21 protein-coding genes are annotated in these 24,777 nt (G+C 66.8%); 8 read left to right on the top strand and 13 right to left on the bottom strand.

The window, feature by feature from the left end; translation table 11 throughout:
• Together GQ56_RS0121915 and GQ56_RS0121910 are read right to left on the bottom strand one after the other, a co-directional pair.
• A partial coding sequence (locus GQ56_RS0121915; RefSeq protein WP_052007293.1) for a DUF1479 domain-containing protein occupies positions 1 to 1,240 on the bottom strand: 1,240 nt, incomplete at its 3' end.
• A gap of 110 nt (positions 1,241 to 1,350) precedes the next feature.
• Entirely contained in the window at positions 1,351 to 1,740 is a 390-nt protein-coding gene (locus GQ56_RS0121910) for a VOC family protein (RefSeq protein ID WP_031400670.1), read from the bottom strand.
• Positions 1,741 to 1,812: 72 nt separating this feature from the next.
• Between GQ56_RS0121910 and GQ56_RS0121905 the strand changes: the two genes are divergently transcribed.
• Positions 1,813 to 2,778, top strand: coding sequence for a helix-turn-helix domain-containing protein (locus tag GQ56_RS0121905; protein WP_031400669.1), 966 nt, complete (start codon positions 1,813 to 1,815; stop codon positions 2,776 to 2,778).
• A gap of 91 nt (positions 2,779 to 2,869) precedes the next feature.
• Here the strand turns inward: GQ56_RS0121905 and gltA are convergent, their stop codons facing one another.
• From gltA to GQ56_RS0121870, 7 genes are all read right to left on the bottom strand, one after another.
• Positions 2,870 to 4,171, bottom strand: coding sequence for a citrate synthase (gltA, locus tag GQ56_RS0121900; protein ID WP_011355741.1), 1,302 nt, complete (start codon positions 4,169 to 4,171; stop codon positions 2,870 to 2,872).
• A gap of 53 nt (positions 4,172 to 4,224) precedes the next feature.
• A complete protein-coding gene (locus tag GQ56_RS0121895; protein ID WP_031400668.1) occupies positions 4,225 to 4,497 on the bottom strand; it encodes an FAD assembly factor SdhE in 273 nt (90 codons plus the stop codon).
• Positions 4,498 to 4,504: 7 nt separating this feature from the next.
• The gene (locus tag GQ56_RS0121890; RefSeq protein ID WP_006479352.1) at positions 4,505 to 5,206 is read right to left on the bottom strand and encodes a succinate dehydrogenase iron-sulfur subunit; all 702 of its coding nucleotides are present in this window, start codon (positions 5,204 to 5,206) and stop codon (positions 4,505 to 4,507) included.
• 22 nt (positions 5,207 to 5,228) lie between these two features.
• Entirely contained in the window at positions 5,229 to 7,004 is a 1,776-nt protein-coding gene (gene sdhA, locus GQ56_RS0121885; protein WP_031400667.1) for a succinate dehydrogenase flavoprotein subunit, read from the bottom strand.
• 3 nt (positions 7,005 to 7,007) lie between these two features.
• A complete protein-coding gene (gene sdhD / locus GQ56_RS0121880) occupies positions 7,008 to 7,376 on the bottom strand; it encodes a succinate dehydrogenase, hydrophobic membrane anchor protein (RefSeq protein ID WP_031400666.1) in 369 nt (122 codons plus the stop codon).
• Between the two features lie 4 nt (positions 7,377 to 7,380).
• Positions 7,381 to 7,797: a succinate dehydrogenase, cytochrome b556 subunit gene (gene sdhC / locus GQ56_RS0121875; protein WP_031400665.1), complete on the bottom strand. Its 417-nt coding sequence runs from the start codon at positions 7,795 to 7,797 to the stop codon at positions 7,381 to 7,383.
• Positions 7,798 to 7,967: 170 nt separating this feature from the next.
• Positions 7,968 to 8,792 (bottom strand): GntR family transcriptional regulator, encoded by an 825-nt coding sequence (locus GQ56_RS0121870; protein WP_034199136.1) that lies wholly within the window; start codon positions 8,790 to 8,792, stop codon positions 7,968 to 7,970.
• 288 nt (positions 8,793 to 9,080) lie between these two features.
• On the opposite strand from GQ56_RS0121870, the gene GQ56_RS0121865 reads away from it, so the two are divergent.
• From GQ56_RS0121865 to GQ56_RS0121835, 7 genes are all read left to right on the top strand, one after another.
• Complete coding sequence (locus GQ56_RS0121865; RefSeq protein WP_014899969.1) at positions 9,081 to 10,067, top strand: malate dehydrogenase; 987 nt, start codon at positions 9,081 to 9,083, stop codon at positions 10,065 to 10,067.
• 182 nt (positions 10,068 to 10,249) lie between these two features.
• Positions 10,250 to 11,269 carry an HpcH/HpaI aldolase/citrate lyase family protein gene (locus GQ56_RS0121860; RefSeq protein WP_031400663.1) on the top strand — a complete coding sequence of 340 codons (1,020 nt, stop codon included), beginning with the start codon at positions 10,250 to 10,252 and terminating at the stop codon, positions 11,267 to 11,269.
• 205 nt (positions 11,270 to 11,474) lie between these two features.
• Positions 11,475 to 11,987, top strand: coding sequence for a hypothetical protein (locus tag GQ56_RS0121855; protein ID WP_031400662.1), 513 nt, complete (start codon positions 11,475 to 11,477; stop codon positions 11,985 to 11,987).
• 22 nt (positions 11,988 to 12,009) lie between these two features.
• Positions 12,010 to 13,461 carry a bifunctional 2-methylcitrate dehydratase/aconitate hydratase gene (locus GQ56_RS0121850; RefSeq protein ID WP_031400661.1) on the top strand — a complete coding sequence of 484 codons (1,452 nt, stop codon included), beginning with the start codon at positions 12,010 to 12,012 and terminating at the stop codon, positions 13,459 to 13,461.
• A 52-nt stretch (positions 13,462 to 13,513) separates the two neighbouring features.
• The gene (gene acnA / locus GQ56_RS0121845; protein WP_031400660.1) at positions 13,514 to 16,231 is read left to right on the top strand and encodes an aconitate hydratase AcnA; all 2,718 of its coding nucleotides are present in this window, start codon (positions 13,514 to 13,516) and stop codon (positions 16,229 to 16,231) included.
• A 208-nt stretch (positions 16,232 to 16,439) separates the two neighbouring features.
• Positions 16,440 to 17,117 carry a class I SAM-dependent methyltransferase gene (locus GQ56_RS0121840; protein WP_235212728.1) on the top strand — a complete coding sequence of 226 codons (678 nt, stop codon included), beginning with the start codon at positions 16,440 to 16,442 and terminating at the stop codon, positions 17,115 to 17,117.
• An 835-nt stretch (positions 17,118 to 17,952) separates the two neighbouring features.
• The gene (locus GQ56_RS0121835; protein ID WP_034199139.1) at positions 17,953 to 19,692 is read left to right on the top strand and encodes a S53 family peptidase; all 1,740 of its coding nucleotides are present in this window, start codon (positions 17,953 to 17,955) and stop codon (positions 19,690 to 19,692) included.
• 113 nt (positions 19,693 to 19,805) lie between these two features.
• On the opposite strand, the gene GQ56_RS0121830 is transcribed toward GQ56_RS0121835, so the two are convergent.
• The 4 genes from GQ56_RS0121830 to GQ56_RS0121815 all read right to left on the bottom strand — a co-directional run bounded on the left by GQ56_RS0121830 (position 19,806) and on the right by GQ56_RS0121815 (position 24,732).
• Positions 19,806 to 21,224, bottom strand: a complete 1,419-nt coding sequence (locus GQ56_RS0121830; RefSeq protein ID WP_031400657.1) for an MFS transporter — start codon at positions 21,222 to 21,224, stop codon at positions 19,806 to 19,808.
• A gap of 217 nt (positions 21,225 to 21,441) precedes the next feature.
• Complete coding sequence (locus GQ56_RS0121825; RefSeq protein ID WP_031400656.1) at positions 21,442 to 22,278, bottom strand: ABC transporter permease; 837 nt, start codon at positions 22,276 to 22,278, stop codon at positions 21,442 to 21,444.
• A gap of 48 nt (positions 22,279 to 22,326) precedes the next feature.
• Positions 22,327 to 23,583: an ABC transporter permease gene (locus tag GQ56_RS0121820; protein ID WP_031400655.1), complete on the bottom strand. Its 1,257-nt coding sequence runs from the start codon at positions 23,581 to 23,583 to the stop codon at positions 22,327 to 22,329.
• A gap of 102 nt (positions 23,584 to 23,685) precedes the next feature.
• The gene (locus GQ56_RS0121815) at positions 23,686 to 24,732 is read right to left on the bottom strand and encodes an ABC transporter substrate-binding protein (RefSeq protein WP_031400654.1); all 1,047 of its coding nucleotides are present in this window, start codon (positions 24,730 to 24,732) and stop codon (positions 23,686 to 23,688) included.
• Positions 24,733 to 24,777 lie beyond the last annotated feature (45 nt).

Here is a 24,777-nt window from a genome sequence, read left to right as displayed (position 1 = left end):
GGGCGGACGCCGATCTCGTCCATTGGCGGGCCCCCGGGCGCGCCTCCCCGCCCCGCCCGTCGAATCCGGCCTCGAAATGATCGGCCGGGAAATCCGGCGGGCTCTCGCCGCGCAGGAACGCGTCCCGCTGGCGTCGCAGGTACGCGTCGTTCTTCGCGCATCCGGGCGCGGCGGCGATGTACATCACGTTGCTGTCGTGCGTGCCGCCGTGCGCGTCCTCCACCGCGTGCACGACGTCGCCGTGCCAGAACACCGCGTCGCCCGGCTCCATGTGCGGGATCGGCACCAGCGCGTCGAGCAGCAGCGCGTGCCATTCGGGCCGGATCGACAGCGCGCGGCCCGGGCGCGCGCCGCACAGATCGTCGTCCGCGACATCGTCCTGCAACGCGCGCAGCACGACATAGGCCATCGCGTTCGCGACCGGAATCAACTGCAGCGTGCCGTCGCCGGGCCCCTGCGGCGTCAGCGCGGTCCAGCCCTGGAACGTGCGGAACATCGAACACACGGCCGGCGACGGGATCTCCTCGGCCTCCGGACGGAACGCGGCGTCAAACGGATCGTAGTCGCGCCAGCGGCCCGCCAGCACGTGACGGTAGACCTGCCGGAAGTTCGCGCCGAGCCAGCGTTCGACCGACCCGCCGTCGACATGCGGCGACAGCCCGAGCGACGCCGAACCGGGCGGCCGGCGGCGAATCCGGTCCGCATAGGCGGGCACCCGCTCGGGATCGAAGTGCGTGCGCGCGCCGTCCGCGTGCCGCCACAGCCGGTTCAGGAACACGCGCGCCTGCGTCAGGGCCGGCGACTGGCGTGCGGCCACCTGCGGCCGCGACCAGTAGACGCCGTAGATCTGCGGCTTGCCCGACGCGAGGTTGCCGAAATAGCGATCCTCCGCGCGTGCATGCAACCGCTCGGCAAAGCGGTTCGCGTCCAGATAGGCGCCGATCTCGTCGTTCCAGTCGCGCGCCTGCCGCGCATCGAACACGCCGCGGATCACGACCGCGCCCCGGGTGCGGATCGCATCGATCGCGTGCGGCGCGACGGCGCCGCCGGCGAGATCCGCGAACGGCACCACCGGAATCGCGTCATGGCCATGCGCATGCGCGCGGCGGATCGCGTCGACCTGCCGCGCGATGTCGCCCTCCAGTTCGCGGAACGTGGCCGCGTAACCCGGCAGGCCGGCGCGCAGCGCCCGTTTCGCCGCGCGGATCGCGGCAGGCAGATCGTCAATCGTCAGTTGCATCGGGGTCTCCTCGCCGGCATGGGTCGCGACGTGCAGCCAGCGTACGGCCGGCGCTTCGCGGCGATCACCTCTATCCCGCCAACTATCGATACAATCCTGACAACCGTGCGTCACTCGGGACGATGGCAGACCACGCAGAGCTTGTTGCCGTCCGGGTCGCGGAAATACGCGCCGTAGTAGTCGCGGTGATAGTCCGGCCGCAGGCCGGGCGGCCCTTCGCAGGCGCCGCCGTGGCGCAGCGCGAGCGCATGGCAGCGATCGACGTGCGCGCGTGTCGGCGCGACGAACGCGATCGTGTGGCCATTGCCCGGTTCGGGTGCGCGGCCGTCGAGCGGCAGGCCGAAGAAGAACAGCGGGCGATCCGCGTCGGCCGGCATCCAGCCCGACCAGCCGTCCGGCTCGCGAAACTTCAGGCGCAGCCCGAGTTCGGTGAACAGCGGCGCGTAGAAATCGTAGGCGCGCGCCGTATCGCTCACGCCCACGCAGACATGTGAAAACATCGCATCGCTCCGTCGTGAAGAGTGCTCACGATCATGCCACGGCTCGATGCCCGACCTTGCCCGGAGGCCGCGATGAAACCGCAGTACGAGCACGTGACGTTCGCCCCCGGCTGTTCGATCCGCGTGTATCACCGGCAGCTCGCGCGCATTCCGTTCGAATGGCATCGCCACCCCGAGTACGAACTGACGCTGACGCTCAACAGCCGCGGCCGGCGCTTCATCGGCGATCATGTCGCGCGCTACGCGGACGACGACCTGGTGCTGGTGCCGCCCAACCTGCCGCATACCTGGTCGTCGAACGCGCGCATCGATCGCGACGCACCCGAAGTCGCGGTCGTCATCTGGTTCGACGGCGACTGGGTGCGCCGGCTCGCCGATTGCTGCCCCGAATACGCGCCGTTGCGCTCGCTATTGCGCCGGGCCGCGCCCGGCCTGCGCTTCGACGCGGATGCCGCCCGCGCGATGCGCGCGGCGCTGCCGCGACTGCTCGATCCGTCGCCGCGCGCGCGGCTCGCGGCCGCGCTCGACACGCTCGCCGGTCTCGCGGAAGCCGGCGGCGAGCCGCTCGCCACCGCGTACGCCCGAGAGAGCGCCGACGGCGCGCCGCCGCACGCCGACGCGACGGCGCCCGAAGCCGAACGCCTGGACCGCGTGCTCGACGCGATCGACCGGCACTTCCACGAGCCGCTGCGCATCGACGCGCTCGCCGCTGCCGCGCACCTGTCCGAACGCACGCTGCAGCGCCTGTTCGTCCGGCATCTCGGCGAAAGCGTCGGCCGCTACGTGCAGCGGCTGCGGCTCGCGCACGCGTGCCGTCACCTCGTCGGCACCGACTGGCCGATCGCGACGGTGGCCGCGCGCTGCGGCATCCCGAATCCCGCGAACTTCAACCGCCAGTTCCTCGCCGCGCGCGGGATGACGCCTCGCGCATACCGGCAGTTTTTCGCGCGGCACGGCCGCGCGCCCGACGACGATGCGCCGGCGCTCGACACCCGCCCGCCGTCGCTGGAGCGCCGCGCCGATCCGGCGCGCAAATGAAAACACCCCGACGGGGTGACCCGCCGGGGTGTCGTGGCGTTGCGTTCCACCCGGCGCGAGCGGCCTGCCGGCCGTTCGCGCCGCGCACGGCTTAACGTGCGTTGAGCGGCTTCGCTTCGCGCGGCGTATCGCCGATGAACAGCTGACGCGGACGGCCGATCTTCTGTTCCGGATCGCCGATCATTTCGTTCCACTGTGCGATCCAGCCGACCGTACGTGCCATCGCGAAGATACACGTGAACATCGACGTCGGGATGCCCAGCGCGCGCTGGACGATGCCCGAGTAGAAATCGACGTTCGGGTACAGCTTGCGCGACACGAAGTATTCGTCTTCCAGCGCGATCTTCTCGAGCTGCATCGCGAGCTTGAACAGCGGGTCGTCGTGCAGGCCCAGTTCGTTCAGCACTTCGTAGCACGTCTCGCGCATCAGCTTCGCACGCGGGTCGTAGTTCTTGTACACGCGGTGGCCGAAGCCCATCAGCTTCACGCCCGAATTCTTGTCCTTCACCTGCTTGATGAATTCGGGGATGTTGTCCGGCGAACCGATCTGCTCGAGCATGTTCAGCGCGGCTTCGTTCGCACCGCCGTGCGCCGGGCCCCACAGACAGGCGATACCGGCCGCGATACATGCGAACGGGTTCGCGCCCGACGAGCCGGCCAGACGGACGGTCGACGTCGATGCGTTCTGCTCGTGGTCGGCGTGCAGGATCAGGATGCGGTCGAGTGCGCGAACCAGCACGTCGTTGACCTTGTACTCTTCGCACGGGTTCGAGAACATCATGTGCATGAAGTTCGCGCTGTACGACAGCGAGTTCTTCGGATACACGAACGGCTGGCCGATGCTGTACTTGTACGCCATCGCGACGAGCGTCGGCAGCTTCGCGATCATGCGGATCGCCGACACTTCACGGTGACGCGGATCGTTGATGTCGAGCGAGTCGTGGTAGAACGCCGACAGCGCGCCGACTGCGGCGACCAGGATCGCCATCGGGTGTGCGTCGCGGCGGAAGCCACGGAAGAAGAAGTGCATCTGCTCGTGCACCATCGTGTGCTTCGTGACGGTGTCGACGAATTCCTTCTTCTGCGCCGCGTTCGGCAGCTCGCCCTTCAGCAGCAGGTAGCAGCTTTCGAGGAAGTCCGCGTTCTGCGCGAGGTTGTCGATCGGGTAGCCGCGGTACAGCAGCTCGCCCTTGTCGCCGTCGATGTACGTGATCGCCGAATTGCAAGCTGCCGTCGACATGAAGCCCGGGTCGTACGTGAACTTGCCGGTCTGACCGTACAGCTTGCGGATGTCGATTACGTCCGGGCCCATCGTGCCCTTGTAGATCGGCAGTTCGACGCTCGGCGAGTTGTCGCTGAACGATAGCGTGGCTTTAACATCAGACGGAGTCATGGCACATCCTCAATCGAAATAAAGAAACGGGATTCGATAACGGGCGTAACGCGTTACACGTTGCGCAGCATCTCCAACAGCCGGTGAATATCCGGGCTGTCTAGGTCGCCTTCTGGTTCCTTGCGCGCGAGGAGCAAGTCCATCAGGTCGTTGTCGCTCAGATCGAGCAGGCGCGACAACGCGCCTACGTCTGCATCGGTGAGGTCATGCTCGTATCTGCCGAAGAAACGCTCGAAAATGATGTCGTTCTCCAGCAGACCCCGCCGCGCGCGCCAGCGAAGGCGCGCGCGACGGTGCGGGTCGGATTGATGCGAATCGTCGCTCATCTCGACCTTAAACCGCGCGGCGAACCATCAGTTCCTTGATCTTGCCGATCGCCTTCGTCGGGTTCAGGCCCTTCGGGCAAACGTCGACGCAGTTCATGATCGTGTGGCAACGGAACAGACGGTACGGATCTTCCAGGTTGTCGAGACGCTCGCCGGTCGCCGTGTCGCGGCTGTCCGCGATGAAGCGGTAAGCCTGCAGCAGGCCGGCCGGGCCGACGAACTTGTCCGGGTTCCACCAGAAGCTCGGGCACGACGTCGAGCAGCTCGCGCACAGAATGCACTCGTACACGCCGTCGAGCTCGTCGCGTTCTTCCGGCGACTGGAGGCGTTCCTTCTCCGGCGGCGGCGCGTCGTTGATCAGGTACGGCTTGATCGAGTGATACTGGTTGAAGAAGTGCGTCATGTCGACGATCAGGTCGCGCACGACGGGCAGGCCCGGCAGCGGACGCAGCACGATCTTCTGCGGCAGGTCGTTCAGGTTGGTCAGGCAGGCCAGACCGTTCTTGCCGTTGATGTTCATCGCGTCCGAGCCGCACACGCCTTCACGGCACGAACGACGGAACGACAGCGTCTCGTCCAGGGCCTTCAGCTTGACCAGTGCGTCGAGCAGCATGCGTTCATGCTGGATCTCGAGTTCGTACGTCTGCATGCGCGGCGCTGCGTCCTTGTCCGGATCGTAGCGGTAGACTTCAAAAATGCGTTTTGCCATTTCGGATTCCTTTGGACTCGGCTTAGAACGTGCGCGGCTTCGGCGGCACGGATTCGACCGTCAGCGGCTTCATTTGAACCGGCTTGTAGTCGAGGCGATCGCCTTCGCTGTACCACAGCGTGTGGCGCAGCCAGTTGTCGTCGTCGCGGTGTTCGTAGTCGCTGTGCGCGTGCGCGCCGCGGCTTTCCTTGCGCGCTTCCGCCGACACCATCGTCGCGCGGGCGACTTCGATCAGGTTCTCCAGCTCGAGCGCTTCGACGCGCGCGGTGTTGAACACCTTCGACTTGTCCTTCAGGTGGATGTTTTCCACGCGCGCCTTCAGGCCGGCCATCTGGTCGACGCCTTCCTTCAGCAGTTCCGACGTGCGGAACACGCCCGCGTGCTTCTGCATCGTCGAGCGGATGTCGTTCGCGACGTCCTGCGTGTATTCACCCGACGTCGACTTGTCGAGCTTCGCCAGGCGCGCCAGCGAGAATTCGCCCGCGTCGGCCGGCAGCGGCTTGTGATCCTTCTGGTTCTTCACGTGCTCGACGATGTGGTTGCCGGCCGCACGGCCGAACACCACGAGGTCCAGCAGCGAGTTCGTGCCGAGGCGGTTCGCGCCGTGCACGGACACGCACGAGCACTCGCCCACTGCGTAGAAGCCGTTGACCGGATCCTTGTGGCCGCGCGACGTGCCGACGACCTGACCGTGGATGTTGGTCGGGATGCCGCCCATCTGGTAGTGGATCGTCGGGACGACCGGAATCGGTTCCTTGATCGCGTCGACGTTCGCGAACTTCAGCGCGATTTCGCGGATCGACGGCAGACGCTTCATGATCGTCTCGGCGCCGATGTGCGACAGGTCCAGCAGCACGTGGTCCTTGTTCGGACCGACGCCGCGGCCTTCCTTGATTTCCTGGTCCATCGAACGGGACACGAAGTCGCGCGGCGCCAGATCCTTCAGCGTCGGCGCATAGCGCTCCATGAAGCGCTCGCCGTTCGAGTTGCGCAGGATGCCGCCTTCGCCGCGCACGCCTTCGGTGATCAGCACGCCCGCGCCGGCCACGCCGGTCGGGTGGAACTGCCAGAACTCCATGTCCTGCAGCGCGATACCCGAGCGGGCGGCCATGCCGAGGCCGTCGCCGGTGTTGATGAACGCGTTGGTCGATGCCGCGAAGATCCGGCCTGCGCCGCCCGTCGCGAACAGCGTCGTCTTGCCTTCCATGATGTAGACGTCGCCCGTCTCCATCTCGAGGGCCGTCACGCCGAGCACGTCGCCTTCCGCGTCGCGGATCAGGTCGAGCGCCATCCATTCGACGAAGAATTGCGTCTTCGCCTCGACGTTCTGCTGGTACAGCGTGTGCAGCAGCGCGTGACCGGTACGGTCGGCGGCCGCGCAGGCGCGTTGCACCGGCTTCTCGCCGTAGTTCGCGGTGTGGCCGCCGAACGGGCGCTGGTAGATCGTGCCGTCCGCGTTGCGGTCGAACGGCATGCCGAAGTGCTCGAGTTCGTACACGACGTTCGGCGCTTCACGGCACATGAACTCGATCGCGTCCTGGTCGCCGAGCCAGTCGGAACCCTTGATCGTGTCGTAGAAGTGGAAGTGCCAGTTGTCTTCGCTCATGTTGCCGAGCGACGCACCGATGCCGCCCTGCGCGGCCACCGTATGCGAGCGGGTCGGGAACACCTTCGACAGCACGCCGACCGACAGGCCCGCGCGCGACAGTTGCAGCGCTGCGCGCAAGCCGGAGCCGCCCGCGCCGACGATCACCACGTCAAACTTGCGACGCGGAAGGGAAGTTTTGATTGCAGCCATTCTTTACACTCTCCAGAGAATCTGCGCAGCGTAGCCCGCACATGCGAGCAGCCAGACGATGGTCAGCGATTGCAGCAGCAGGCGCACACCGACGGGCTTCACGTAGTCCATCCAGATGTCGCGCACGCCGACCCATGCGTGGTAGAAGAGGGAAAGCAGCGTCACGAAGGTTGCAAGCTTCATCCATTGCGCCGCGAAGATCGATGCCCAGCCTTCGTAGGAGAAGTCGCGTGCGCCGAAGAACAGGGCAAGCAGGATGATCGTGTAGACGGCCATGATCGTGCCGGTGACGCGTTGCGCGAGCCAGTCGCGCAGGCCGTAGTGTGCGCCGACGACGAGGCGCTTCGAGCCGATTCGGTTGTTGGTGGCCATTTTCTTAGAATGCTCCGAACAGTTTGAGCGCAACGACGATCGTCAGCGCGATCGAGATGGCAAACACGACGACGGCCGTGCGCTTGCCGCCTTCCTTGGTGACGGCGTCGTGATTGACGTCCATCAGCAGGTGGCGAATGCCGGCGCAGAAATGGTGGAGGAAGGCCCAGGACAGCGCGAGGACGACCAACTTGACGACGATGTTGGAGAGGAATGCCTTGAAGACTTCGAAGCTGAGCTCGGAGGTGAGGCTCTGGTCGAAGAGGAACAGCAGGAACGGCAGGAACAGGAACAGCAGCGCGCCGCTGACTCGATGGAGAATCGACAATATCGCCGCCGGCGGGAGGCGGTAATTCATCGTGATGTCGACGATTCCGATGTTCCGATATTCCGGTCTCGGTTTTCTTACAGCGTCAGTCATGCTAGACCCCTACTATGTTGTCACACTAATCCGCGATTTTAGCGCCTTTTTATATCGCGCTGCAGCGAAAGTCTGCTCTGGATAATTGCGCGAACAAGAACAAAGGCGGCCCAAAACGTGCTTCGCGAGCGTGGGGAACGCGAATGCACACGGCTTGCACCGATACGTCGTCAGCTCAAGTCGTTTTGATAGTAATACCCGGTTGTGACATACCAGCCGCGACGCACTTCCACCGGCCGGTCTCCGTATGTATAGGACACACGCTCCACCGACAGCAACGGGAAACCCGCCGGCACGTGCAGCAGGTCGGCCACCGCCGGCTCCGCCGCCACCGCCCGGATCTTCTCCGTCGCGCGGATCATCCGCGTGCCGAACTCCGTCTCGAACATCGCGTAGAGCGGCCCCTTGTACTCGCTCAGCCGCTCGAACGTGAGCCCGCGGAACATCGCGCCCGGCAGCCAGATCTCGTCGAGCACCGTGGCCTCGCGCTCGAACTCCAGCAGGCGGCGCACCTGCACGACGGGATCGGCCGGCTTCAGGTCGAGCTGCCGCGCGATCTCGGCCGGCGCGCGCAGGCGCCGGCACTCGAGCAGCCGGCTCACGTGCGGGTGCTCGGCACCGTCGTCGGCCAGCAGACGCAGGAAGCGGAACTGCGCGCGATCCTCATTGTGCGTTGCAACAAAAGTGCCCTTGCCCTGGCGCCGGACCACGAGGTTTTCGGCGGCCAGCTCGTCGATCGCCTTGCGGACGGTGCCCTGGCTGACCTTGTAGCGGGCCGCGAGCTCCACCTCGCTCGGGATGATCTCGCCCGGCTTCCATTCACCGGATTCGAGACTTTGCGTGATCAATGACTTAATCTGCTGGTATAACGGGCTGAACGTCGGCGACGGCGCGGCCGCAGGCGACGGCGCGGGATCGCTCGCGCCCGGCTGCCCTGGGCCGCCTGCGCCGGTCTGATTCGCGGTATTCGCCTGGTTCGATGTCATGGCGCGCATTTCATCACAAACCGCTCTTTTTCGTCCACTCAATTTCCGCAAAACATCTGTCTTATATAAGACATATGATACCGTTTGACTTTGCGCGTGACGGCTCCTACACTCCCGGTCGAGCAAGGGTTCGCGGGTGCAAAAGCGCGTCCCCGGCTACGTGCCACGGCCGTCTCCAGGTTCACCGCGTCTGCCATCGCGAGTCCTCCGCCCTGCTTCAATGCAACGTTACGCACAACGCGCATAGAATGGCGTTTTCGCTAGCGTCCAACGCTTCACCCGTCCTGGAGATTTTCAATGGCTAAGCCCGCAAAGCGTGTTGCCGTCACCGGCGCCGCAGGTCAAATCGCTTACTCCCTGCTGTTCCGCATCGCGAACGGCGACCTGCTCGGCAAGGACCAGCCGGTCATCCTGCAACTGCTCGACCTCCCGCAAGCCCAAGCCGCCGTCAAAGGCGTCGTGATGGAACTCGACGATTGCGCGTTCCCGCTGCTCGCGGGCGTCGTGATCACCGACGATCCGAAGGTTGCATTCAAGGATGCCGACGTCGCCCTGCTGGTCGGCGCACGTCCGCGCTCGAAGGGCATGGAGCGCAAGGACCTGCTGTCGGCGAACGCCGAGATCTTCACGGTTCAGGGCGCTGCGCTGAACGAAGTCGCGAGCCGCGACGTGAAAGTGCTGGTCGTCGGCAACCCGGCCAACACGAACGCGTACATCGCCATGAAGTCGGCGCCGGACCTGCCGAAGAAGAACTTCACGGCCATGCTGCGCCTCGACCACAACCGCGCGCTGTCGCAGCTCGCGGCCAAGTCGGGCAAGCCGGTCGCATCGATCGAGAAGCTCGCCGTGTGGGGCAACCACTCGCCGACGATGTACCCCGACTTCCGCTTCGCGACCGTCGAAGGCGAATCGCTGCTGAAGCTGATCAACGACGACGTGTGGAACCGCGACACGTTCATCCCGACCGTCGGCAAGCGCGGCGCGGCGATCATCGAAGCGCGCGGCCTGTCGTCGGCAGCGTCGGCGGCCAACGCGGCGATCGACCACGTGCGTGACTGGGTGCTCGGCACGAACGGCAAGTGGGTCACGATGGGCATCCCGTCGGACGGCTCGTACGGCATCCCCGAAGACATCATCTACGGCGTGCCGGTCGTGTGCGAAAACGGCGAATACAAGCGCATCGAAGGCCTGGAAATCGACGCGTTCTCGCGCGAGAAGATGGACGGCACGCTGGCCGAGCTGCTCGAAGAGCGCGATGGCGTCGCCCACCTGCTGAAGAACTAAGCATCCTGCACGTTGCCGTGCGGCCCGCGGGCCGTACGGTTTCGGCCCGGGCCGGCCTCGCCGGCCCTGCCGACCGATCCGATCCGTGCACGTTTTGCCGCCTCGCGCCCGCCGCGCACCGGCCCAGAACGCGCCCGAATCCGATTTGCTCCACGTTGACCCGCTTCCCTGACGTCGAAGAGATGGCCGCGCTCACTCCTGCACAAGTGCTGTACGACGGGGCGTCCCCGCCCGCGATCCTGCCCTGCTGCGATCACTACGCGGGCAGCGAAAAGCTGATGCGCAAGTCGCTCGCGCTGCAGGCCGAAACGGGCCCCGTATTCGACATCACGCTCGACTGCGAGGACGGCGCGTCCGTCGGCCAGGAAGCCGCGCACGCGGCGCTCGTCGCCGACCTGCTCGGCAGCGCCGAGAACCGCTTCGGCCGCGTCGGCGTCCGGATCCACGACTTTTCCCACCCGCACTGGCGCGACGACGTGCGCATCGTGCTGCGCGCCGCGCGCGCGCCCGCCTACGTCACGCTCCCGAAGATCGCCAGCGCAGCCGACGCGGCCGAAATGACCGCCTTCATCGAAGGCACGCGCCGCGAGCTCGGCATCGCGCAGCCGATCCCGGTCGACGTGCTGGTCGAGACCCACGGCGCGCTCGCGCAGGCGGCCGCGCTCGCCGCGCTGCCGACGGTCGGCACGCTGAGCTTCGGGCTGATGGATTTCGTCTCCGCGCACCACGGCGCGATTCCCGATTCCGCGATGCGCTCGCCCGGCCAGTTCGACCACCCGCTCGTGCGCCGCGCGAAGCTGGAAATCGCCGCGGCCTGCCATGCGCACGGCAAGACGCCGTCGCACAACGTCACCACCGAAGTGCGCGACATGAGCGTCGCCGCCGGCGATGCGCGCCGCGCGCGCGACGAATTCGCGTTCACGCGGATGTGGAGCATCCACCCCGCGCAGATCCGTCCGATCGTCGACGCATTCGCGCCGCGCGCCGACGAGGTCGCGCTGGCCGCCGAGATCCTGCTGGCCGCGCAGGCCGCCGACTGGGGCCCGACACGCCACGGTGATACGCTGCACGATCGCGCGAGCTATCGCTATTACTGGTCGGTGCTGCGCCGCGCGCGGGCCGCCGGCCAGCCGGTACCGGCCGAAACCGCGCCGCTGTTCGGCCCGGCCGCGACGGACGGCGCGCCGCCGGCCGCCGCCTGAGCTTCGCGCATTCGACGAGGCGCGAACCGCGGCGTGGCCGGAGAAACGACAAAAAACGTAACGGAGCCCGAAAACCTGATGAATGCACGGCCAAATAGGTGAAAATAGCGGCCGCTGCGCGCTTTCGGGGCGCGTGCAGTTTCAAACCGGCCGGCAGCGTGGATTGCCGGCCCTTGTCAACTGATTATCGAAAGGTTCTGAATCCATGAAGAAACTCCTGATCGCCACCGCCATCGGCGCCTTGTCCGCCACGATGCTGGTCTCGGCTCCGAGCGCGTTCGCCCAGGCTTCGGCTCCGGCCGCGAAAAAGGCCACGGCCAAGCGCCCGGCGCCGGCCAAGCGCATCATCCCGCGCAGCAAGAAGGCGCAGGCGCGTGCCGCGGCCAAGGTCGATCCGGTACCGGACGGCGCGGTCAAGTGGTCCTGCAAGGAAGGCCTGTCGTTCGACCTCGCCGGCGACATGAAGCGCGACCAGGTCGTCACGGTTCACTGGGCGAAGAAGAACTACAAGCTGCCGCGTCAGGCCACGACCACGGGCGCGGACACGTTCTACGATCCGGCAGCCGGCTTCAAGCTGGTCGTGATCCCGACCAAGGCAATGCTGTTCTCCGACGCGAACGGCGGCGAACGCCTCGCGGACGAATGCGTGACGCCGGAAATGGCGCAAGGCACGCCGGCACCGACCCAGTCGAACGAACTGAAGCCGGCCACGAACTAAGCGCGTTTCCATCGGCCCCTCGATGTCCGCCCCGGTCTCCAACGCCCGCCCTGCTCCGGATACGGTACTCGTCGACATCGTCGACTACGTGCTGAATGCCGGCATCGACAGCGCGCCCGCGCTGGAGACGGCGCGCCATTGCCTGATCGACACGCTCGGCTGCGGACTCGAGGCGCTCTCCTACCCTGCCTGCACCAAGCTGCTCGGCCCCGTCGTGCCCGGCACGATCGTGCCGAACGGCGCGAAGGTGCCCGGCACGTCCTTCCAGCTCGATCCTGTCCAGGCCGCCTTCGGCATCGGCGCAATGATCCGCTGGCTGGACTTCAACGACACCTGGCTCGCCGCCGAATGGGGGCATCCGTCCGACAATCTCGGCGGCATCCTGGCGACGGCCGACTGGCTTTCCCGCACGGCCGTCGCGGCCGGCCGGAAGCCGCTCACGATGCGCGACGTGCTGGTCGCGATGATCCAGGCCCACGAAATCCAGGGCTGCCTCGCGCTCGAGAATTCGTTCAACGCGGTCGGGCTCGACCACGTGCTGCTCGTGAAGGTCGCGTCGACGGCCGTCGTCGGCCGGCTGCTCGGGCTCACCCGCGACGAGCTGATCAACGCCGTGTCCAACGCCTTCGTCGACGGCCAGGCGCTGCGCACCTACCGCCACGCGCCGAACACGGGCTCGCGCAAGTCATGGGCGGCCGGCGACGCGACCGCCCGCGCGGTGCGCCTCGCGCTGATCGCGAAAACGGGTGAAATGGGCTACCCGTCGGCGCTCACCGCGAAAACCTGGGGCTTCTACGACGTGCTGTTCGACGGGCGGCCGTTCCGCTTCCAGCGCCCCTACGGCACGTACGTGATGGAAAACGTGCTGTTCAAGATCGCGTTCCCCGCCGAATTCCACGCGCAAACGGCCGTCGAGGCCGCGCTGCAGCTGCACGCGCAGCTCGCCGCCGCCGGCCGCACGACCGACGACATCGGCCGGATCACGATCCGCACGCACGCGGCCGCGATCCGCATCATCGACAAGCAGGGCCCGCTCGCCAATCCGGCCGACCGCGACCACTGCATCCAGTACATGGTCGCCGTGCCGCTGCTGTCCGGCCGGCTGACCGCGGCCGACTACGAAGATTCGGCCGCCGCCGATCCCCGCATCGACGCGCTGCGCGCGAAAACCGTCTGCGTCGAGGATCCGCAGTTCACGAAGGATTACCACGATCCGGACAAGCGCTCGATCGCGAATGCGCTGACGATCGAGTTCACGGACGGCTCGACGCTCGCCGAAGTGGCGGTCGAGTATCCGCTCGGCCATCGGCGGCGGCGCACGGAAGGCATCCCGCTCCTGGTCGAGAAGTTCAGGACCAACCTTGCCCGTCGTTTTCCGGCAAAGCAGCAACAAGCGATTCTCGACGTGTCGCTGGACCAGGCAAAGCTCGAAGCGATGCCGGTCGATGAGTACGTCGACTTGTATGTGATATAGCCGTCAGATACAGGACACGTTGTTTCCTAGCCTTAAACCCAGGAAAATCACCATGGCCCACAATCTCCACAAGACCCTCAAGGAATTCGACAGCGGTTCCGGCAAAGGCAAGTTCTACTCGCTGCCGCAACTCGGCAAGGAGCTGAAGACGAAGATCGAACGCCTGCCGGTGTCGATCCGCATCGTGCTCGAGTCCGTGCTGCGCAACTACGACGGCAAGAAAATCACCGAAGAGCACATCGAGCAGCTCGCGAACTGGAAGCCGGCCGCGAAGCGCGTCGACGAGATTCCGTTCGTAGTGTCGCGCGTCGTGCTGCAGGACTTCACGGGCGTGCCGCTGCTCGCCGACATCGCGGCCATGCGCGGCGTCGCGGAGCGCACGGGCAAGAACCCGAAGAAGATCGAACCGCTGGTCCCGGTCGATCTCGTCGTCGATCACTCGGTCCAGATCGACTACTTCCGCCAGAAGGACGCGCTCGACCTGAACATGAAGCTGGAATTCCAGCGCAACAACGAGCGCTACCAGTTCATGAAGTGGGGCATGCAGGCGTTCGACACGTTCAAGGTCGTGCCGCCGGGCGTCGGCATCGTCCACCAGGTGAACCTCGAATACCTCGCGCGCGGCGTCCACAAGAAGGCGGACGGCGGCGACACCGTGTACTACCCGGACACCCTCGTCGGCACCGACAGCCATACGACGATGATCAACGGCATCGGCGTGGTCGGCTGGGGCGTGGGCGGCATCGAGGCGGAAGCCGGCATGCTCGGCCAGCCGGTGTACTTCCTGACGCCGGACGTCGTCGGCGTCGAACTGAAGGGCAAGCTGCGCGAAGGCGTGACGGCCACCGACCTGGTGCTGACGATCACCGAAATGCTGCGCAAGGAGAAGGTCGTCGGCAAGTTCGTCGAGTTCTTCGGCGAAGGCACGAAGTCGCTGTCGCTGCCGGACCGCGCAACGATCGGCAACATGGCGCCGGAATACGGCGCGACGATGGGCTTCTTCCCGGTCGACGAAAAGACGATCGACTACTTCGAAGGCACGGGCCGCACGAAGGCGGAAATCGCCGCGTTCGAGAACTACTTCAAGGCGCAGAAGCTGTTCGGCATTCCGAAGGCCGGCGAGATCGACTACACGAAGACGGTGACGCTGGATCTCGCGACGGTCGCACCGTCGCTGGCGGGCCCGAAGCGTCCGCAGGACCGCATCGAGATCGGCCACGTCAAGTCGACGTTCACCGACCTGTTCTCGAAGCCGGTCGCGGAGAACGGCTTCGCGAAGAAGGCGGAAGACCTGGACACGCAGTACACGACGAGCAACGGCGTCGACGTGAAGAACGGCGACGTGCTGATCGCCGCGATCACGTCGTGCACCAACACGTCGAACCCGAGCGTGCTGCTGGCAGCCGGCCTGCTCGCGAAGAAGGCGGTCGAGGCCGGCCTCACGGTCGACCCGAAGATCAAGACCTCGCTCGCGCCGGGATCGCGCATCGTCACCGAGTACCTGACGAAGACGGGCCTGCTGCCCTACCTGTCGAAGCTCGGCTTCGAAGTCGCCGCCTACGGCTGCACGACCTGTATCGGCAACGCGGGCGACCTGACGCCGGAACTGAACGACGCGATCACGAAGAACGACATCGTCGCGGCGGCCGTGCTGTCGGGCAACCGTAACTTCGAAGCGCGCATTCACCCGAACATCCGCGCGAACTTCCTCGCGTCGCCGCCGCTGGTCGTCGCGTACGCGATCGCCGGCAACATCACGCGCGACCTGATGACCGAACCGGTCGGCAAGGGCAAGGGCGGCCACGACATCTACCTCGGCGACATCTGGCCGTCGAGCGAGGAAATCCACGCGCTGCTCAAGTTCGCGCTCGATCCGGAAAAGTTCGAGAAGAACTATGCGCACCTGACCAAGAAGGGCGACCTCTGGAGCAAGATCGAGGGCGAATCGGGCCAGGTCTACGACTGGCCGAAGTCGACCTACATCGCGGAGCCGCCGTTCTTCGGCAGCGACTTCTCGATGGAGCCGGCCGCGTCGATCCCGACGGTCAAGGGCGCCCGCGCGCTGGGCATCTTCGGCGACTCCGTCACGACCGACCACATCAGCCCGGCAGGCTCGATCAAGGAAGACTCGCCGGCCGGCAAGTGGCTGAAGGAAAACGGCGTGCAGAAGGCCGACTTCAACAGCTACGGCTCGCGCCGCGGCAACCATGACGTGATGATGCGCGGCACGTTCGCGAACGTCCGGATCAAGAACCTGATGATCCCGGTGAAGGCGGATGGCACGCGCGTCGAAGGCGGCCTGACGATTCACCAGCCGAGCGGCGAACAGCAGTCGATCTACGACGCGGCCATGCAGTACGTCGCCGCCGATACGCCGACCGTCGTGTTCGCGGGCGAAGAGTACGGCACGGGCTCGTCGCGCGACTGGGCCGCGAAGGGCACGCAGCTGCTCGGCGTGAAGGCCGTGATCGCACGCAGCTTCGAGCGCATCCATCGCTCGAACCTGGTCGGCATGGGCGTGCTGCCGCTGCAGTTCAAGGGCGCGGACAGCGTCCAGTCGCTCGGCATCACCGGCGACGAGACGTTCGACATCGAAGGCCTCGGCGACGATTTCAAGCCGCAGCAGGACGTCACGCTGGTGATCAACCGCAAGAACGGCGACACGCAGCGCGTGCAGGTGCTGCTGCGCATCGACACGCCGATCGAGGTCGACTACTACAAGCACGGCGGTATCCTGCCGTTCGTGCTGCGCTCGCTGCTCGCAGCGTAAGCGGCCTGCTTTTGCAGGTGCCGCAGCCGCCTCGCGGCGGTTGCGGCCGATTTGGATGCCCGACCTCGTGTCGGGCTTTTTTTTTCGTCGCGGCATTCCGGGCCGCGCGATAGCGGGCTCGCGTCCGGCCGGATGCCGACGGCGTCGGCCGCTCCGAGCATTTTGCCGCAGGCGGCCAACTGACCCGAATTTCACACGCACATCGGGTATGCTCGAAATCCGCTTCACCGGCTTCGACGCGACGTCGGGCCCGCAACCGAAATCGTTCAAACAACCTACTCCGGAATACGTACGCATGTTTCCCGATCCCTGGCTGGACCGATGGTTACCCTTGATCAACGCACGCGCCGCCGACCGGCCCGTGCTCGAGATCGGCTGCGGCTACGGCGACGACACCGCGACCCTGGCCAGCGCCGGCCTGCACGTGATCGGCTTCGATCTCTCCCTCGCGGCAGTGGCGGCGACGAAAATCAGGGTGCCTTCCGCGAAGATCGCACGACGCGACATTCGGGATCCGCTGCCCGACGACGCGACGGACGTAGGCGTGGCGTTGGCGAGCCTGTCGCTTCACTACTTCTCCTGGGACGAAACCGTGTCGATCGTGGATCGAGTCAGGTCGGCGATACGCCCGGGCGGCGTGCTGCTTTGCCGACTGAATTCCACGCTGGACAGCAACTTCGGTGCAGAGGGACACGAGGAAATCGAGCCCGGCTATTTTCTGGTGGACGGGCAGCCGAAACGGTTCTTCGACGAAAACGCGGTGCGCCGGCTGTTCGCCGACGGCTGGAATACGCTCGCGCTCGAGCACGTCATGACCGACAAATATCGCCAGCCCAAGGCGGCCTGGGAAATCGTCCTCGAGCGGCCGTCGTCGACGAACCAGTAGGCCCGCCACGGCCCGGCGACCGCTCCGGGCACGGCGTTCGCGTTCGCTTCCGCCCCTGCCTTCGCCAAGCCGCCGCTGCCCGCATGCCGGGCGATGGCGGTCAGGCGCCGCGCGCAGCGATCGCGCATGGCCATCGCTGAACACGTCACGCAGATGAATGCGCCGAACGAGGCATCGGATCGCGGGCTCACGCAAGCGCCGCACACCCCGTCTCCGGCATCGCCGCTCGCGCCTGCGCGGGCTCCCCGCTACGAGGCCCGGGCGAGCCGCATCGCGCGATCCTGCACGGCGGGCGCGCGCCCAATCGCATCGGCGTATGCCCGCCTTCGAATTCGAGTATTCCCTCTAATCGGACATCGCGGCGCGCAATCCGAAAGGCGTCTGCAAGACTGCCCGATGCGCCGTTCCACAGTTCGGGAAACGCCGGCTCCCGACCGGCCCCGTTTTTGTGCACGTGCGAATCCGTTTCGGCCGCGCCGCTTCGTTTGACCACATAGTGCGACGCAGCACGCCGCGGCCTGCCGGACACGCGCGATGCATCCGCGCGGCGCCCCGCTCCGCGATCGCGCACGTTCCGATGCGGCGACGAGCGACTCGTGCGCGCGAACGTCACGCCTTGCCGCGCCGGCGTACCCCGGACCGGTTCCACGCGCGCGGCCGCGGTCGCTTGCGCATGCGATGCAACGCGTGCGTGCGCGTGCGCCGATGTCAGAACTGACAGCTATGGAAAATGGCAGCTACCCGAACGGCACCGACGCCCTACGCTCGTCTCCGCTCGCGGCCCCACAAGGGCCGGGGGTTCCAGTAGCGTCGCTTCTCCTAAAAAGGACTCCCGATGAAAAGGAACACCTGGTTTGCCCTTCCCCTTCCGTCGCCCCGCCGCCTCGCGTGTGTGGCACCGCTCGTGTTCGCCGCCGCGGCGGCGCATGCGACAACGGATTGGGTCGATACTCACACGAAGGCCTTTCTGACCGGCCCGCAGTTGATGGCGCGCAGCGCGGCACCGTCGCTCGAACTCGCGGCCGGTGAAACCACCAACGTCGTCGTCAGCCTGAACCTGCGCAACGCCGCGCAGCTCAAGCAGCTCGCACGCGACGTGAATCGCCCCGGCAACGCACACTATCGCCGATTCCTCACGCACGAGCAGTTCCTGGCGAACTACGCGCCGACCGAAGCACAGGTCAAGTCGGTCGTCGACTATCTGCGCAAGAGCGGCTTCGTCGACATCGAGGTCGCGCCGAACCGGCTGCTCGTGTCCGCACGCGGCACGGCCGGCACGGTGAAGGCGGCCTTCAACACGTCGCTCGTGCACTTCGATTATGCGGGCCGCTCGGGCTTCGCGAACGCGTCGACCGCCCAGGTGCCGCGCGCACTCGGCGACGTCGTCGGCTCGGTGCTCGGGCTGCAGAACGTCGCACGCGCACGGCCGCTGCTGCGCATCGGCAACGTGTCGAAGCCGCAGGCGCTCGCAGCCGGCACGGCGACCGGCCACTATCCGAAGGAATTCCCGGGCCTCTACAACGCGACCGGCGTGCCGACCGCGGCCGGCGTCACCGTCGGCATCATCACGATCGGCGGCGTCTCGCAGACCCTCACCGACCTGAAGCAGTTCACGTCGAGCAACGGTTACGGCACGGTCTCGACGCAGACCGTCAAGACCAATGGCGCCGGCACGAGCGGCAGCTACAGCGACGACCAGGACGGCCAGGGCGAATGGGATCTCGACAGCCAGTCGATCGTGGGCTCGGCCGGCGGCCAGGTCGGCAAGCTGGTGTTCTACATGGCCGACCTGAATGCATCCGGCAACACGGGCCTCACGCAGGCGTTCAACCGCGCGGTGTCGGACAACACGGCGAAGGTGATCAACGTGTCGCTCGGCTGGTGCGAGACCGACGCGAACGCGGACGGCACGCTCAACGCCGAGGAGCAGATCTTCACGACCGGCGTCGCGCAGGGCCAGACGTTCTCGGTGTCGTCGGGCGACGAAGGCGTGTACGAGTGCAACAACCGCGGCTATCCGGACGGCTCGAACTACACGGTGTCGTGGCCGGCTTCGTCGCCGCACGTGCTCGCGATCGGCGGCACGACGCTCTACACCACGTCGGCCGGTGCGTTCTCGAGCGAAACGGTGTGGAACGAAGGGCTCGACGGCAACGGCAAGCTGTGGGCGACGGGCGGCGGCGTCAGCACGATCCTGCCCGCACCGTCGTGGCAGTCGGGCAGCAACCGCCAGTTGCCGGACGTCGCGTTCGACGCCGCGCAAAGCACGGGGGCGTACATCTACAACTACGGCCAGTTGCAGCAGATCGGCGGCACGAGCCTCGCCGCGCCGATCTTCACCGGCTTGTGGGCGCGCCTGCTCGCGGCAAACGGCACGGGCCTCGGCTTCCCGGCCGGCAATTTCTACGCCGACATTCCGTCGAACCCGTCGCTCGTGCGTTACGACGTCGTCTCGGGGAACAACGGCTATCAGGGGTATGGCTACAACGCAGGCACCGGCTGGGATTACACGACCGGCTTCGGCAGCCTGAACATCTCGAACCTCAACCAGCTGATCAAGTCGGGCGGGTTCTGAGCGATGCGTGAAAACCGGCGCGCGGCGGAGGGTCGCCGCGCGCCGGCCGCGACCGTCCCGCGACGGTCGCCGGTTACCGGCTTGCGCGCATCCGCGCGCGCCGCCTGCTCCACCTACTTCGCCGCGCCCTCGCCCGCGCGCTCCGGCGCGGCCGGCACGCCGGCCCGATGCGACGGCGCAAAGAGCCGCAACCCGCTCGCGACGCTCGCGGCCCCGGCAAAGCCCGCGCCGAGCATCAGCGCGAGCGTCGGCCCGTGGCGACCCGCGATCCCGAACGACAGCGCGACGAGCGCGGCGCCCGTCGCCTGCCCGATCAGCCGCGCGGTCGCGATGATCCCGCTCGCGCCGCCGCTGCGCTCGGGCGGCGCACTCGACATCAGCGCCTTCAGGTTCGGCGACTGGAAGAAGCCGAAGCCCGCGCCGCACAGCATCATCCGCCAGCCGATGTCGACGACGCCGGGCGCGCCCGGCAACGCGGCGAGCGACACCATGCCCGCGCTCAGCAACGCCAGGCCGATCGCCCCGAGCAGACCGGGCGGATAACGATCCGACAAGCGCCCCGCGATCGGCGCGGCGAGCGCGACGATCGCCGACCACGGCGTCATCAGGAATCCCGTCTCGACCGCGTCGCGATGCAGGACGGTCTCGAAATAGAACGGCAGCGACACGAACGCGAGCCCCTGCGCGGCGAACGCGCACACGGCCGTCAGCGCGGACAGCGTGAACACGGGCCGGCGAAACAGGTCGACCGGCAGCATCGGCGCCGGGTGCCCGGCCTGGCGGCGGATCAGCAGCCAGCCGAACGCGAGCGCGACGCCCGCCGCCGCCAGCACGACGTGCAGCGGGCCGCGCTGCGCGAATTCGCCGAGCGCGAAGATCAGCGACGCGAACGTGATCACGTTGAACAGCGCGGCGACCGGATCGAACGCATGCTTGCCGCGCGCCGTCTGCGGCAGCGACGGAATCGCCACCGCGAGCGCGAACACGCCGAGCGGCACGTTCACCGCGAACAGCCACGGCCATGCGGCGACCGACAGGATCAGCGACGCGATCGTCGGCCCCACCGCGAACGACACGCCGACGACGAGCGCGTTGAAGCCCACGCCGCGCCCGAGCCGGTGCGCGGGAAACAGGCCGCGGATCAGCGCGACGTTGACGCTCATGATCGCGCTCGCGCCGAAGCCCTGCACGATCCGCGCGGCCGTCAGCATCGGCAGCGTCGCGGCGAGCGAACAGCCGAGCGACGCCAGCGTGAACACCGCGAGCCCGGCGATATAGACGCGCTTGTGGCCGACGATGTCGCCGAGCGACGCGAACGGCAGCAAGGTCGCCACCATCGCGAGCTGGTACGCATTGATGATCCACACCGACGCGGCCGGCGTGGCATGCAGGTCGGCCGCGATCGCGGGCAGCGCGGTGTTCGCGATCGCGGTGTCGAGCGTCGCGAGCGCCACGGCCAGCAGCACGGCGGACAGCGCGCGCCAGTTGACGGCCGGCTCAGGCGCGCCGGCAGGGGAAGCGAATTCGGACAAGATGAGGCTCGGCTGACAAGCGACGCATGACGCCGCGTCGCGGATTGGAGTCGCGGCGGCATTCCGGTCGAACCGCACCGCATGCCGCCGCCGCGCCCCCGTATTGTTGCAGAGCCGCATCGAACGTGCAGGCGGCCGCCTCGTCAGTCAGCGAAATGAAAGCGGCGGCGGCGCCCAGCCTCGCGCACGGCGATGCAGGCCGCGCGTGCCGGCGCCGTCAGGTGATCGCGCGCCGCGCATTGCGCCCGCGCAGCCATTCGAGCGCAAGCAGCAGGCTCGTCGAGAAAATGATCAGGATCGTCGCGAGCGCAGCGATCGTCGGGCTGATGTTCTCGCGGATGCCCGTGAACATCTGGCGCGGCAGCGTCGTCTGGTCCGCGCCGGCGAGAAACAGCGTGACGACGACTTCGTCGAACGACGTCGCGAACGCAAACAGCGCGCCCGACATCACGCCCGGCGCGATCACCGGCAGCGTCACGCGGAAAAAGGTCGACACGGGATTCGCGCCGAGCGACAGGCTCGCGCGCACCAGGTTCTGGTTGAAGCCCTGCAGCGTCGCGGCGACCGTCGTCACGACGAACGGCACGCCGAGCGCCGCGTGCGCGGCGATCAGCCCCGTGTAGGTATTGGCGAGCCCGAGCGGCGCGAAGAACAGGTACATGCCGACGCCGACCACGACCACCGGCACGATCATCGGCGACAGCAGCACGGCCATCAGCACCCCCTTGCCGCGGAAATCGGCCTTCGTGAGGCCGATCGCGGCCAGCGTGCCGAGCACGGTCGCGACGACGGTCGCCGACGGCGCGACGATGAAGCTGTTCTTCGCGGCCATCCGCCACTCGTCCGACGCGATCAGGTTCTCGTACCAGCGCAGCGAGAAGCCCGGAATCGGATAGACGAGGAACGTGCTCGACGAGAACGACAGCGGCACGATCGCGAGCACCGGCAGGATCAGGTACAGCAGCGTGAGTACGACGAGCACGCGCAGCGCGACGTACCACGCGCGCTCGACGAACGACATGTGCGGCGCGAACAGCGGCCTGGCGAGTTTCATGGTCGGATTCCCCTTCCCGTTTCCGTGCGTTTTTGCCGGGTCCGGCGTTCAGCCGAGGCTCACGCTGGTGCGCGTGAAGCGCCCGTATACCGCGTACAGCACGAGCGTCGCCGCGAGCAGCAGACCGCCGAGCGCGCACGCCATGCCCCAGTTGATCGTCACGTTCGTGAAGTACGCGACGTAGTAGCTGACCATCTGGTCGTTCGGCCCGCCGAGCAGCGCGGGCGTGATGTAGTAGCCGATCGCGAGGATGAACACGAGCAGCGCGCCCGCGCCGACGCCCGGATAGGTCTGCGGCACGTACACGCGCCAGAACGCCGCGAACGGATGGCTGCCGAGCGACACGGCCGCGCGCTGGTAGGTCGGCGGGATCGACTTCATCACGCTGTACAGCGGCAGGATCATGAACGGCAGCAGGATGTGCGTCATCGAGATGTATACGCCGACGCGGTTGAACAGCAGCGCCAGCGGCTGCGAGATCAGCCCGCTGCCGATCAGCGCCTTGTTGACGAGCCCTTCGCTCTGCAGCAGCACGATCCACGCGGCGACGCGCACGAGCACCGAGGTCCAGAACGGGATCAGCACGAGAATCATCACGAGGTTCGCGCGCCGCTCCGACAGCGTCGAGATCCAGTATGCGAGCGGATAGCCGAGCAGCAGCGCGAACAGCGTGACGGCCACGCCGATCACGAACGTGCGGCCGAAGATCGCGAGATAGATCGACTGGTCGGGATCGGCCTGCACGACGTGGCCGAAACCGTCCTGCTTGTGATCGAGCGCGGCGAGCAGGTAGAACGGCGACACCTGGCTGCCGTTCTTCGCGATCGACTGCCAGTACGCGACGTCGCCCCAGCGCGCATCGAGTTCGATGAATTTCGCGCGCGTCTGCGCAGGCGTCAGCGCCGCGTCGCTGTCGCCCTTGAACGGCATCGCGCGCGCCGTCTTCGCGACGAGCGAGCGATAGCCGGGAATCTCGGTGTTCAGGCGCCGTGCGAGCGCGCCCATCGCCTCGCTGTCGGCCACCTTCGTCATGTCGGCCGCGAGCGCGACGTACGCGGCATCGGCCGGCAACGCCTTGCGGTCCCAGCCCGACAGCGCGGCGATCGTGTCCGGCAACGCGGTGGCGATCTCGGGATTCTGCACGGCGCGCGTGAGCAGCGCGCCGATCGGCACGACGAAGATCAGCAGCAGGAAAATCGCAAGCGGCGCGACCAGCAGCAGCGCCATCGAGCGCTTGCGGGCTTCGGCGGCCTTCAGCTCGCGCTTGAGCGCGGCGGTCGACGGCTGGGCAGGCGCGATCGTCATCGTATTCAACGGTTCTCTCCGGCCGGACAGGTTTCGGCGGAAGGCCGCACGACGCGATCGACGCGTCGCGCGGCCGGTTGCATCAGGACACCTGAACGGCGCTTACTTCGTCGCCCACGCGGCGAAACGCTGTTCGAGCTCGTCGCTGTGGTCGGTCCAGAAGCCGATGTCCTCCAGCACCGCGTTCTTGCCGTTGGCCGGCGAGTTCGGCAGGTTCGAGAGCGTCTTCGCGTCGAGCGACTTGATCGCCGCGAGGTTCGTGGGGCCGTACGCGATGTGCTGCGCATACGCCTGCTGCGGCTTCGGCGTCAGCGAGTACGCGATGTACTGCTCGGCCAGCGCCTTGTTCGGCGTGCCCTTCGGAATCGCCCAGTAGTCGAGGTCGTAGATGCTGCCGGTCCACACGACCTTCAGGTTCTTGCCTTCCTTCTGCGCGGCGTCGATGCGGCCGTTGTACGCGGTCGACATCACGACGTCGCCGGCGACGAGGAACTGCGGCGGCTGTGCGCCCGCCTCCCACCACTGGATGTTCGGCTTCAGCTCGTCGAGCTTCTTGAACGCGCGGTCCTGGCCGGCCTTCGTGCCGAGCACCTTGTAGACGTCCTTCGGCGCGACGCCGTCGGCCATCAGCGCGAATTCGAGGTTATAGCGCGCGCCCTTGCGCATCCCGCGCTTGCCCGGGAATTTCTTCACGTTCCAGAAATCCGCCCAGCCGGTCGGCGCCGTCTTCAGCTTGTCCGCGTTGTACGACAGCGCCGTCGACCACACGAAGAACCCCACGCCGCACACCTGCGGCGCTTCCGGGATCAGGTCGGACTTCTTCGCGATCTTCGACCAGTCGAGCTTCTCGTACAGCCCTTCGTCGCAGCCGCGGTTCAGGTCGCCCGACTCGACTTCGACCACGTCCCAGTTGACGTGCTTCGCCTCGACCATCGCCTTCACCTTGGCCTGCTCGCCGTTGTATTCGACGGCCGTGACCTTGTTGCCGGTGGTCTTCTCGAACGGCTGGTTGAACGCGGCCTTCTGCGCGTCGCCGTTCGCGCCGCCGAAGTTGACGACCGTGAGCTCGGCGGCCGAAGCCGATGCGCCGACGACGGCGAGCGCCAGTGCCAGCGCGGTGCGACGCGCGGTAAAGCTTGCTCGGTTCATGGTGGTTCCTCTCCTCTTGTAGTGGAAGTGGGCAGTTGTTGTGGA

Origin of the sequence: Burkholderia paludis (genome assembly GCF_000732615.1) — a bacterium.
GTDB classification, from domain to species: Bacteria; Pseudomonadota; Gammaproteobacteria; order Burkholderiales; family Burkholderiaceae; genus Burkholderia; species Burkholderia paludis.
Note: the sequence above shows the minus strand (reverse complement) of the source record. Positions and strands in the feature narration are given on the sequence as shown.